The organism is Pedobacter borealis DSM 19626, from assembly GCF_000708285.2.
In the GTDB taxonomy this organism is placed as follows: domain Bacteria; phylum Bacteroidota; class Bacteroidia; order Sphingobacteriales; family Sphingobacteriaceae; genus Pedobacter; species Pedobacter borealis.
In genome coordinates, this window is sequence record NZ_JAUG01000021.1 from 1 (window position 1) to 11,813 (window position 11,813).

The following is an 11,813-nucleotide window of genomic DNA, read 5'->3' on the forward strand; positions in this document are numbered from 1 at the left end:
CCCGACCCAAAAAGGGTAGTATACTGGATGGAGTTTCTTTTGAAAAAATAATCAAGCTTATAGCTCACCTGGATATTAAGCTCAATATTCCGATAGCGGAAGCTGTTGCCTACCGACCCGAAAATGCGGGGAATTGCCGAGCCGAAATATTTAAGATCAGCAAGCTGCGTACCGGCGCCATTAATCAGGCTGTAATTTTTGCTCACCTGCCCGTTCAGGTAGCCCTGCGGATCGCCTGTTAAGGGATCGAGCCCGGCCCACTTATAGGCATAAATGGCGTATACAGGGTTACCAACCACGCCAGATATGGGCGGATTACCCGCTGAACCCACAAAAGCGCTGCCCTGGAGGTTGGAAAGAAAATATTCGTCAATTTTATCGCGAAAAGAGCTAAAATTAAGATTGGTACGCCATTGCACATTGCCGGTCGTATTTAAAGTGTTAAGCTGCACCTCCAGGCCGTTACCGCTCATTTCTGCTACATTTTTTAGAATGGACGGGCCCACGCCACCGCTATAATCGAGCAGGGCATTACCAAAAAGCCCTTTCCCTTTTTTATGGTAGTATTCTATACTTCCGCTCAGCCTGTTCTGCAAAACTGCAAAGTCTAAGCCCAGGTTAAACATTGCCGCATTTTCCCACTTCAGTTCGGGGTTTGCGTAGGTATTAAAACGGGCATAGGGCTCATTAAAATAGCTAGATGTACCTGCATAAAGCATTGTGGTTACCGAAGTCATTGCAGGGTCGATATTGCCCGAAACGCCATAGGTAGCCCGCAGCTTGAGTGCATTAATGGCGGGGGTTTTAAAAAAATCTTCCTGGAATATATCCCAGCTAAGCCCTGCAGACCATAAAAGGCTCCATTTATCGTTCGTATTCAGCCCAAAAAGATTGGAAGCATCGCGCCTGCCGCTGATGGAAATGCCATATCTTTTACGGTAGGTATAAGCAAAATTGGCAAAGAGGGAAACAAACCTTGTGGTTACCGAACTGATGCCATTCCTATCGGGGATGTAGGCCGAAGATCCTGTGCTCAGCAGCGGGTAAAGGGCCGTATAATCTACCGTTCCGGCGGTAAGGATATCGTTCCTGAAACCGTACAGGCGTGCGCTTATCCCATCAGTAGAGGCATCGCGTGTTTCGGCCCCGATAAACCCGTTTACCTCGTGCAGGTCTGTATTAAGGTTATAATTTAGCTGCCCCCTTAAGTTGTGCACCTGTAATATACTGTTGTTATTATCAAGCACGCCGCCTTTAGGTATCTTATAGGCTAATTGCCCGGCGGTATACTGGGCATAATCATTCACCAGGTTCCGGGCAAAATAACTCTGCTCATTGTACAGCACCCTGTTTTTGCCATCCTGGTTTTCGAACTGGTATTTTAGCTCTACCGAAAAGTTTAAGGGAAGCCTGTACCTAAGCCCGGTGCTAAGCAACAGATCGGCAAGCTTATCGGAGTTATCAATATTTTCATCGTCAACTAAAGGATAATAAGCCCAGTCGCCCAGTTTTCCGCCAACTAGGCCGGCCAGGTAAGCGGTCCTCCTATCTTTGGGCAGTACAACAGGATTACCATCAGCACCTGCAAACGAGGCATAGGGGTATAAATGGTTGCCCGAATAAAAAATGGTACCATAGGCAGGCCTCCCTGTTTTGGAAAGGCTATTGGTATAGTATACACCAAAATTTAACTGCAGGTTTTTCCCTATCTTTTGGTTAAGCTGTAGCCTTGCGTTCAGTTTGCTGAAAACTGCCCCCAGGTTAGATACATTGTGATCATAGGAAACTGAAGAAATCCAGTTAAAAGATTCCCCTCCGCCTGATATATCGGCTGCGAACTGGTTATTGGATAAAGGGCGGTAAAAATATTGCAGGTATTCATCGCGCACATCAAGCGCCCTTAACTTATTTATTGATGCGGTTGCCCCTTCGCCGGAAATGCTGCCCTTATCCCTGGCCACCAGGATTTCGATGACGGGGGAAAGCACAGGCCCAAGGTTGCTGTTCACTGTACTGGTGTAAAAGCCTTTTTGGTAGAGGAACATTTCGGTATCTATGTACTCGGAGCTATTCATTTGTGGCGATCGATACAGATCGGGCCTTGCAGCATAAGTGCTGTTTAAATTTACCTTTACCCTGGTGGGCGAATTAAACCGTGCATTTTTAGAGGTAATTACAATAACGCCATTGCCTGCCCTTGCGCCCCAAATACTGGCTGCGGCAGCATCTTTTAAAATGGTAACCGACTCTATATCGTTGGGGTTAATGTTATCGATATCGCCCTCGTAGGGAAAGTTATCAAGAACAATTAATGGCGATTTCGGGCCACGGATGGTACTAAGGCCCCGCACCATCAGCCTGCCTGAAGAAGGTGTAGACCGATCAACAATCAGCCCCGAAGAAACCGCCTCCAGCCTTGCAATAATATTAGGGCCTACCTGTTGTGAAAGCAGGTTATTGTTCAACGTGGTAAAAGAACCCGTTGCCCTTTCTTTAGGCAAGGTCTGGTAGCCTGTGCTCACATTAACTTCATCCAATTTACCAGCGACAATGGACATCTTTATGATAACCAACTCATTAGCCACAGGAATTTCTCTGGCTTCGTAACCAATAAAGGAAATAACAAGTATTGCTTTCACATGTACATTAATAAATGAAAACTCCCCATTATCATTAGAAATGGTTGTACGGTCAGTCCCCTTAACACTAATGGAAGCACCAACCATTGCTTTTCCGTTTTCATCAACTACTCGTCCTTTCACATCTATTAGCAGAGCATTGACATTAACTTGTTCAGGCTTTTTATTCACCACAATGATCATCTTATCTTCCATCGAGTAAGTGAATGGCTGGTCCTCAAAACATTTATTCAGCACATTGATCAAATCATCACTGTTTACAATAATGGTAACAGGCTTTGCAATATTGATCTGATCTTTGTTGATCACAAAATCATATCCACTTTGCTTCCTTAATTCTTTAAAGATTTCGGTGAGCGGTGCGTTCTTTTTGGATAAAGAGATTTTTTGAGCATTTGCGGCCAGAGAAACCTCCATAAATGCAATCAGTAATATCAAGCATGTCAGATTTATCCTCATAAGCCATTTTCTAATATTGGGATTCCATGCAATCTGCCACAAACTAGTTGCGGACTTTCGGATATAGCTGGTTACACCATATCCATTTGTATAGTAAAATTTATACATTTGTTTGTTTAGTTTAGTTGTTGAAATTCTGTTTAGTAGCATTATTTATCCGATTAGCTAGACTTCTGATCGGGGGCGCTTCCAACGCCTCCGTTCTTGTTCTGGCCAACCTCAAAAAGTTTCTAAGGCATAACCAAAACCCTCCTTCCATCAACTTTAAAATGGATTCCCTGATTGATCTGTAGCGCTTTCAAAACCTGCGACAATTTCTTGGTTCGGGAAATTGTACTTACTACGCCAGAAGAACTTATATTTCCTTGATATTCGATTTCTACATCATACCATCTGGCAATCTGACGCATCACGGCTTTAAGGTCTTCCCCTTCAAAAACGAAATCGCCGTTTTTCCAGCTTACAACCTGATCAACATCAGCATCACCAACCTTTATGTCACTGCCCTTTACTATTGCCTGTTGACCTGGACTCAATATTTTTGAATTTTTACTTTTTAAATTAGAGATATTTATCGAACCTTCGAGCAAGGTCGTTTTTGTCTCTACCTCATTAGCGTAACTATTAATGTTAAAATGTGTCCCTAATACCTTAACTTCCTGCTCGGCAGCCTTTACGATAAAAGGATGCCGTTTATCCTTAGCCACCTGAAAATAGGCTTCTCCATGAAGTTCTACTCTTCTTTCTTTAAGCGATGCAAAAGAAGCAGGGTATTTTAAGGATGATGCAGCATTCATCCAAACATGCGTTCCGTCTGGGAGTACGATTTCATACCTACCACCATTCGGTGTCTCGATTGTATTGAATTCTAAAAGGAATGAAGAGCCCGAGTTCTTTTCCGCTATGGTGTAAACTAATTGTCCATCAGCTGTTTTACTAATTTGCACACCAGTTTGTCTTGCAATAGTGCCGTTTCCAGCATCAGTAAGCGTAATGCGTTTCCCGTTGCCAAGCGTCAAGTAAGCTTTATTCCCAGCAGGGTCTATGTCAGTTGTCTGAATATTTGCGAATTCAGCCTTTTTAGGAAATTTGGAAGAATAGAAATAAAGACTTAACCCTATTACAGCAAAAAAAGAAGCGGCCACTGCAACTTTAGGCCAAAGCCTTGTACCTTTCTTCTCTTCTGCGCTAATGATGTGCAAAAAATGCTGATCAAGTTTTGCCAGGTTTTCTTCTAGGCCTTGATAGTCCTTGTTTAATCTAACTTCGCTGAGGTACCAACTTTCTAGCATCGCTCGTTCCTCCTCGGAGAGTGTGCCATTCTCGTATCGCTCGATTAGTAATCTTACATCTAGGTTTTCCATATTCATAAAAGTATGTTATGCATTTTTCCCATTACGGCTACAGCCATAATTTTCGGCAAGAGCCTGCTGTGCAAATTCACTATATGCAAATAGCTGAATGAGCAATAAAATCACACAAATATTTTTTATCATTTTTAGTTTGTATGGCCCATGCATTCTGACAGATAAACGCCCGGAAGGAATCTTCCGGGACAGTTCAGCCTACTGCCCGCCCCTTTTGCGGCAGGGGCTTTTGTAGCAGCAAAATATCTACGCTTCTGAAAGGTTAATCAGAAGGAATTGCCTATATGGTTAATATGGTAAGTGCTAATCATAAAATAATCCTAGGCTCGTAGCGCTGTCACGACTACTGGTATCAGGCACTTTCATGGCCTTCTTAATCGTATAGTGATATTTTCCGATTCCTGTGTCAGTACTGACTTTTTCCCTACAATATTCGCGCTTCACATTGTTCAGAATAGCCAGGGGCGTATACAACAATGCAAAGCAAAAGAAAAAAAGTGGCAAGTAAGCATTATTGGATTTTATGGTTTGTTCTACATCCAGGTTTTTCATAAGCCTTAAAGGAAATTATTTCCCCTTTAAAACGTCAGACAGATGAAAGTGCGAAATGGAGTAGAAAAATTTTAAAAAAAATAAAATAGCAGAATTGACAGGTTAATCTTGAGCCTTAAAATACGAACCGCGTTGCCCACCTGCTTTTTAACGGTAGTATCTGAAATCCCTAATACCTTCCCGATTTCTTTATGTGATAGGTCAGTATTGCGGCTCATTAAAAATACTTCACGCATTTTCTTAGGTAGGGCATCGATCTCTTTTTCAATAATCTGGTTGAGTTCCTTTTCCCTGATCAGGTTGTCGGTAAAAAACTCACCCCTTTCAAAAAAGGCCTGGATGGATTTGGCGTAGCGGTCTGTAATGTTCTGGTGGGCTATGGCATTGAACACCCTGTTCCGTACCGCTCCATAGAGATAATTATCAATAGATGAGGTGGGAGCAAATTCTGAACGCTTTTCCCAAAGATTGGTGAAAACCTCTTGGACTATATCGGTTGCCTGGTCAGCATCTTTGATTGTCCTAAGTGCATGAAGGTAAAGTGAGGCCTTGAATTTGTTGTAAATGAAAGCGAACGTACCTTGATCTCCTTCCCTTAAAAGGGACGTTAATTCCTGATCGGTATGTTTATTAAAGTCCGGCATTGCCCTTGATGTTCCTTCTAATTTACTAAAAATCAAGGTCAATATTAAAAAATATTTTACTATTAATTCCCCACTACTAAAATTTTCAGCAAAAAACAATACATGAAAAATTTTTAAGGCCTACTGCCTCGTGTCCAAATTAAGGCTATCGTATATAAATCGCAGATAATGACATATGTTTCAAAAACTTAAGGTTTATTATCAATTATTCCTCATCTTTACTTGAAATATACGACAGTTTGATCAATTTCGTCTATTAGAATTGTCTGTATCCCTCCACTCTATTTTAACGTTAACTTTGTTTAGAGATTTTTTGTAGCGATTTCATAAGTCCCTACTTCATCTATTGATATACCTCTGCCCATATTGAATTGTAACAATCCAGAATGATTCCATAACTTGCCATATTGATTCTTAAAATTGATTAATCATGTTTGCCTTTAAAGATATTAGTTAAATTAAAGTACTGATTTAAATAGATGATTATTATCTTTATATCTATCACAAAACTGTTAGGAATCAATCATGAAAGATATACAGTTAAGCTTGCAAATCCAGACAAGTTTTCAGTTTCTGAGCTGTTAAAAATGAGTTACATATTTAATGTGGATCCAGCGCTGATTTTAGAGGTTATTCAAAATGAAATGGAGAAAACGATTACATCTAAAATTGAGAGTCAGAAAAATAAGTTAAAATAATTGATTTTTTAAGCTGCTACGCTAATTATGGAGGATTCCAAGTCCCCCAGTCAGAAGATATAGAGATAGATGTTTTTGTTTGCCCAGTACTTGTTCGGGTGTCAATGGTAATATAATCTCCTGAAGCTTCATAAGTATATTTTTCATGTGCTGCAAGGGGTATATACTCCCCGTCGTAACCTTGGTTTTTTTCTGTCCCGGTATCATATACATAGATTTCCACCGGATTGTCATACTTGTTATCAAATTCTACTGCCATAAGTCATTAGTTTAAAGTGGTTTATTTTATTATTTTGGAATATCGTCTAAAATCTTTGACCCTGTCAAATTCTATCTGCGAGAATTTTGTTTCAGGTATTGAATCACTTGTGAAAACGATTGGATCTGTTTTTTCTATTTGAATTTCCAGATCAGAATTCAGGCTACTACGCCGTGTATTTTGAAAGGTCTTCTTTATCTGCTCTGATATTGGGCCTTTGATTACTAATTTTTCTACATTTCCTCCACTCCAAATGCAAATAGCGTCGAGAATAATAGAATAAAAGGAATCAATTTCTTTGTGAGATAGGCTGGCATGGTTATAGAGCAAATCAACCTGAAAAGTTGTTTTAGCAACGGATAGCTTACCAATAAGCGCGATTTTAATATCTTTATCTTTCAGGCAAACCTCAAAGTAGTCAACTCTTCTAGTTGAATACCTTATAAACTCTTCGATATTAATAATATGCCCTGACAAATTTGGGTTTGGTTCATTATGAAGGTAATTCTCTAAAAAAGAATACACTCCAACGTTCATTAGATTTAAATTCCTTTGATCTACCGTTGGCTTATATCTTTGTATCGCTAATTCAATACAGATCCTTCTCCTTTCGGCGTATTTACCAAAAAGTATTGTTCGAGACTTTGGAATTTTCATATATCAGTTACTTGTAGTATTGGTATAAAATGTTCGCCATTTATTATCAATTTCGATAAATTTTTGCCACGCTCCTCCCCACATACTGATTCTATGTTTTTCATTCTTTGTAACAGCGTGGAAGTAATAGTATTCCAGGTCTTGTTCAAGGAACGTGTAGATACCTTCATTTTTCCCTGTATCAATATCTATTTGGATAAAGTCGGTGTTATTTGTTCGTTGTACTTTTTTGTTATTAAAAGCCCCTTGAGTTGTAAACAAGTCTATTCGAACAGTGAACGGCATTATAAATGTCAATAAAGGAAAATATCTTTTATGTACCTCTGTACCAACTTGTATGGTATAGCAGACCTCGCAATAGATCAGTGGAAAGTCATCCCCACTTCCCCTAACAATTTGAATTCTAGTAATATAACTACCTCCATCTGTTATTAATGATTTGAGAATTACAATTGGTATTACTCTTGAATTCACTTCTCCGCTGACAAAATTCCAAAGTGAACCGCCAGCTAATCCGAGAACTGAACCTCCTTTGCTTAAATCAGTCAATACTTTAGCGGTTGATGCACTAGCAATTTCTCCTTCCCAGAAATTAATTGTGTGGTTGTCGATGAATTGCCCTAAGAAAAAGGATAACTCTCTTTTATTGACCTCGCTTAGGCTTATTTCCTGTATTACAATAGGCTTTGTTATATCGCCTTTATTTAAAAAAGATTTCGAAATATTTATGTAATGACAGTCTGGCAATGATCCGTCTAATATCTGAAATGGGAAAATATTAGCATCAAATAATGAATTGACATTTTGGAGTGCCCAGTTTCTGTCTTTAAATTTATCGTAGTAACTCATTTTTGCATTGTCTTAGTTTGGTTCTTATCACAAGACACATTTCGCTACACCACTGATAAATAAATTTAATATAATTTACTTAATAATGCTATTTTATTTATTCATTATGTTCTTTCTGTCAACACGTTACAGATAAGATTTCAAAAAGCTTTACAAAACCGGTTTGTTATTGATCTATTCACAATACATATTTACGAACAAATGAAACAGCTTTATTTTCTTTGCGGAACGCTCAATAATTGAACATCCTATTTTTACATCAGTCTTTTCTGTAGCATCATTAATTATATCTGAAACAAAAACCTTGCTATCAAATGCGATCCTGTGCACATAACTTTTATACCTTTCCCAATGCTTATCAAAATCTACTGCCCTTGATAGAATGACAACAAAACTTTCATGATTTCCAGCAGTATCATATCTGTTCAGCAATTTATTGATGTGATGTTTAACTGTAATGTCTTTGTATCCACAGGAATCAATTTGCATGGTCTCCACTATAGTTCTAATTATTCCATTACTCCGATTATCTCTTATTGCTATATCCAGATTGCCACTCTGATATCCTTGTGTTGCTGATGAACCAGAACGACCGCTTCTGGTTTGATCTGACACATGGTATTGTTTTGCCCGCAATAGGTCGGTTAAATAATCATTCCATTGATCCTCTTTTAACTTTAAATGTTTTCTAGCTTGTATAGTAATTGCAAATGAGGTTAGATCGGAAAGGATATTATCATTTGTGGCAGCTGAATAAGAAACAGAAATTCTTTCTTTAAGAATGTCAATGTGAATCTGCATCTTTTCAAAAAAATCGCTTTTTTGTAAAGCTTGAGTTTCTAAAGTTCTCCTATCAGTTCTTAACCTAGCGACTTCTTGAATAGCGTGTTCATATTTACCAATCAGACCATCTGGCGAAGAGTTCGTTATAAGTTTCTCGTAATAAAAGTCATAAAGACAAGAAGCGTATTCCCCTTTAAAAAGGTTATAAGGTTTCATCACAAACCCATTTGCTCCAAACTGGGATTTTTGCGCCTCCTCTATTTTTTTCAACTGTTCATTAAGCTTTTTTTCCCAGTATACACATTTCTCAGCAGGGGTAGCACTCTTTGGAATTTCCGATCGCAGACGCTCAATATATTTATTGTTTATACTTTCATCCATCAATTTAACCCGAGCCATTTTTCTAGAATATTGATGATCAAAAAGCTCGTCCTCGAGCTCCGACTCATCTTGTATAGTCATAGCTAACATTGGGAAAAATAGCTCCTGAACATCAATTATCAGATATACCAGATGCTTTCCGAGCACATCCATTATAAATGTGTTAGGGTTGTTGTAATCATCTATATTTTCTATTCGCAGTTTGCGTTTTAGCTGGTAGGTTGATTTAGCAAGTAGTTTTGCCTGCTGTACGTTTTTTAGAATGTACATTTTCAATTCATCGGCACTAGTATTATCACTTAGTTTTTTGTGAAAATGTTGTTTTAGCCTCCCATATTCATCTTCTATTATGTTCAAAAAAGTTTCTGATTTTTCGTCAGGAGGTGGGGGAATATCTAGGTTAATGAGTTCCTGTTCACTCTCATTTGGAAGAACCCGAAGCGTAATGCCGGGCTTTTCAGCGTCAGGATCCATTTCGAATTCTACTTTGTCGCCGTCTTTGATATTAAAAAATCCTTCTGGAAATTGGGTTAAAATTGTTTCTATATTTTCCTGCGTCAAAATGATATTCCTGCGATAAAACTGTGTATGAAGGGCTTCGATACCATCTGCATCAGAAAATTTTTCAAGTTGTGGACGTAAGTCTCCGTTGATTATGCGATCAAATAGTTTAAACTCATTCATGCCAGATTATTATGTGTTTTATTGTTGCCAAAGAATTTGAAAATAAAGATAAGTGATTGCATTTCGATACGCCTATCTGTTATCTTGTTTGGAATATCTGATCAAGATACAAATAAGAAAAACCGGAATCTTATCAGTTGACAAGTCCGGTTTTAATTAACGCTCTCAATAGCTAAGATATAGATAATTCTTATTCTGCCAAATTTGGGTGAGGTGATTTCTTTCGGTTTTATTTTAGGTTTCGCTTGTTGCTTGTACGCCATATTTTATGGCATTTGATAGAATGTCGATATTTATATCTTTTAATTTCTTGAATTTGATGCAACATCCGGTGACGGTGGCTTTGCCGATTTCTTTGCCGTAGGTGCTGGCTATGTAGGTTTTGTCTTTGAAGCCTAGGATGTAGACGGAGATTCCGGTGTTGTTGGCACTGATGCCGATCTGAAAGAAATCTCTGGTTTTTCCGTCTGCGTATTTAATGGTCTGAAATCCGTAGCCTATGATGGGATTGGCAACGGTTTTGTTATCCCTGTTTTTTCCGTTGTCGAACAAGAGCCTTGTTTCTGGTAGTATGGTGAGTATGATGTTGTGCAGTTCCAGTATATCACTTTGTTTTGTGTCTGGTAGGCCGGTGATATATTGCAATATCTGTTCGGGTATGTTCATTTGGAGTTGTTGATTTTTTTGGTTTTTCTTTGGCTTTTTAAAGCTCGGTATTTTTTTATTGTTTTTCTATAGGTTCCTTTTCGGGTTTTAAGGGTACTCCCCCCTAATTGGGTGAGTTGTTTTTTGCTGAATTCCCTACTATTGTGGGATTTACATTTTTGTTTTTGGTTCACAGTTTTGCATTGGTGGCAATGGTGCCATCCATAATTCTGCTATTGTGAATAATCAAAAAATTTATGAGGAACTGTTTAGGCAGTTTGTTTTTGCGCTTAGTGGCGTTTCTGTTGTTGGGCTGAATCCTGTTCAGGTTTTATCTGCTTATTTGTCTTTGATCCGTGAGCATTTGGGGGTGCTTCGGGATAGGGTATTGTCGCTTGGTTTTTCTTCTGCGTGTGAGGAGGTTTGGTTTTTTAAGCATTTGAAGCCTAAGTTTTTGGCGGAGAAGATTTTCAGGTTTGAGGTGCATGCGATTGAGATGGGCAGGCCTGTTGGTACAGTGGAGATGGTTAGGGATTTTTTATCGGATGAGCTTAGGCTTGTGCATCGTTTTTTTCAGCAGTATGCTTTTTTATTTCAGTATTACCGCACGGGTGCGGTGGAGTTGGATGGTTTGTATTTTGTGCGTGGGGCGAAGCTTCCTGCTGGGATGGTGGTGGATGTGGTTGATGCTGATCCTGGGTTTTCTACGGCGATGGATTATTTGTTTGCGAAGTTTATGGCATTCGAGCGGTTGCAGGTGTATTTAGTGGAGAAGATTGAGCATCCTTTTGCTTTGGTGCATGATGCGCCTGGTGTGGGTAGGAAGGTTAGGCCGCTTCGCTGGACGGGTGATTCGATTAATGCGGTGGAGCTTGGTTTTGCGTTGCATGATACTGGGCAGTTGAATGATGGTAAGGCTAGTTTAACGGAGATTTTTGAGTGGATGGCTGATGCGCTGAATATTGTGGTGAAGAAGCCGCATCGGAGGTTTGATGAGATTGAGGGGCGTAAGATTATTTCTAAGACTGATTTTACGGATAGGATGCGGATATCCATTTTAAATAGGATTGATAGGAAGAATGAATATGATCCGGAAAAAGAGCGGCTGCGCCGGGCAAGGGAGGATCGGAAGCGGCTTGCTTCGGAGAAGAAAGCTGATGGCAAGAATACAGGAAGCTAGAAATTACCAAGAAGTG

10 protein-coding genes are annotated in these 11,813 nt (G+C 39.3%); 2 read left to right on the top strand and 8 right to left on the bottom strand.

Annotated features, from left to right (window positions below; all coding sequences use genetic code 11):
* From AW17_RS08240 to AW17_RS08255, 3 genes are all read right to left on the bottom strand, one after another.
* The coding region (locus AW17_RS08240) for a SusC/RagA family TonB-linked outer membrane protein (protein WP_167343651.1) at positions 1-3,206 on the bottom strand (3,206 nt) is incomplete at its 3' end.
* 122 nt (positions 3,207-3,328) lie between these two features.
* A complete protein-coding gene (locus tag AW17_RS08245; RefSeq protein ID WP_036669404.1) occupies positions 3,329-4,462 on the bottom strand; it encodes a FecR family protein in 1,134 nt (377 codons plus the stop codon).
* Positions 4,463-5,088: 626 nt separating this feature from the next.
* The gene (locus AW17_RS08255) at positions 5,089-5,697 is read right to left on the bottom strand and encodes an RNA polymerase sigma-70 factor (RefSeq protein WP_245235030.1); all 609 of its coding nucleotides are present in this window, start codon (positions 5,695-5,697) and stop codon (positions 5,089-5,091) included.
* A gap of 443 nt (positions 5,698-6,140) precedes the next feature.
* Between AW17_RS08255 and AW17_RS08260 the strand changes: the two genes are divergently transcribed.
* The gene (locus tag AW17_RS08260) at positions 6,141-6,359 is read left to right on the top strand and encodes a hypothetical protein (RefSeq protein ID WP_029275661.1); all 219 of its coding nucleotides are present in this window, start codon (positions 6,141-6,143) and stop codon (positions 6,357-6,359) included.
* A gap of 25 nt (positions 6,360-6,384) precedes the next feature.
* On the opposite strand, the gene AW17_RS08265 is transcribed toward AW17_RS08260, so the two are convergent.
* The 5 genes from AW17_RS08265 to AW17_RS08285 all read right to left on the bottom strand — a co-directional run bounded on the left by AW17_RS08265 (position 6,385) and on the right by AW17_RS08285 (position 10,638).
* Positions 6,385-6,618: a hypothetical protein gene (locus AW17_RS08265; protein ID WP_029275662.1), complete on the bottom strand. Its 234-nt coding sequence runs from the start codon at positions 6,616-6,618 to the stop codon at positions 6,385-6,387.
* A 21-nt stretch (positions 6,619-6,639) separates the two neighbouring features.
* Positions 6,640-7,275 carry a hypothetical protein gene (locus AW17_RS08270; protein WP_029275663.1) on the bottom strand — a complete coding sequence of 212 codons (636 nt, stop codon included), beginning with the start codon at positions 7,273-7,275 and terminating at the stop codon, positions 6,640-6,642.
* A 3-nt stretch (positions 7,276-7,278) separates the two neighbouring features.
* Positions 7,279-8,124: a hypothetical protein gene (locus tag AW17_RS08275; RefSeq protein ID WP_029275664.1), complete on the bottom strand. Its 846-nt coding sequence runs from the start codon at positions 8,122-8,124 to the stop codon at positions 7,279-7,281.
* Between the two features lie 174 nt (positions 8,125-8,298).
* Positions 8,299-9,972: a hypothetical protein gene (locus tag AW17_RS08280; RefSeq protein ID WP_029275665.1), complete on the bottom strand. Its 1,674-nt coding sequence runs from the start codon at positions 9,970-9,972 to the stop codon at positions 8,299-8,301.
* Between the two features lie 234 nt (positions 9,973-10,206).
* Positions 10,207-10,638 (bottom strand): DUF1801 domain-containing protein, encoded by a 432-nt coding sequence (locus AW17_RS08285; protein ID WP_029275666.1) that lies wholly within the window; start codon positions 10,636-10,638, stop codon positions 10,207-10,209.
* Positions 10,639-10,855: 217 nt separating this feature from the next.
* Between AW17_RS08285 and AW17_RS08290 the strand changes: the two genes are divergently transcribed.
* Positions 10,856-11,797, top strand: coding sequence for an RteC domain-containing protein (locus AW17_RS08290; RefSeq protein WP_029275667.1), 942 nt, complete (start codon positions 10,856-10,858; stop codon positions 11,795-11,797).
* The last annotated feature ends 16 nt before the right edge of the window (positions 11,798-11,813 follow it).

Coding starts and splice junctions, on each gene's coding strand:
- AW17_RS08245 (WP_036669404.1), bottom strand. CDS start 4,462: ATGGAAAACCTAGATGTAAGATTACTAATCGAGCGATACGAGAATGGC.
- AW17_RS08260 (WP_029275661.1), top strand. CDS start 6,141: ATGATTATTATCTTTATATCTATCACAAAACTGTTAGGAATCAATCAT.
- AW17_RS08265 (WP_029275662.1), bottom strand. CDS start 6,618: ATGGCAGTAGAATTTGATAACAAGTATGACAATCCGGTGGAAATCTAT.
- AW17_RS08270 (WP_029275663.1), bottom strand. CDS start 7,275: ATGAAAATTCCAAAGTCTCGAACAATACTTTTTGGTAAATACGCCGAA.
- AW17_RS08275 (WP_029275664.1), bottom strand. CDS start 8,124: ATGAGTTACTACGATAAATTTAAAGACAGAAACTGGGCACTCCAAAAT.
- AW17_RS08280 (WP_029275665.1), bottom strand. CDS start 9,972: ATGAATGAGTTTAAACTATTTGATCGCATAATCAACGGAGACTTACGT.
- AW17_RS08285 (WP_029275666.1), bottom strand. CDS start 10,638: ATGAACATACCCGAACAGATATTGCAATATATCACCGGCCTACCAGAC.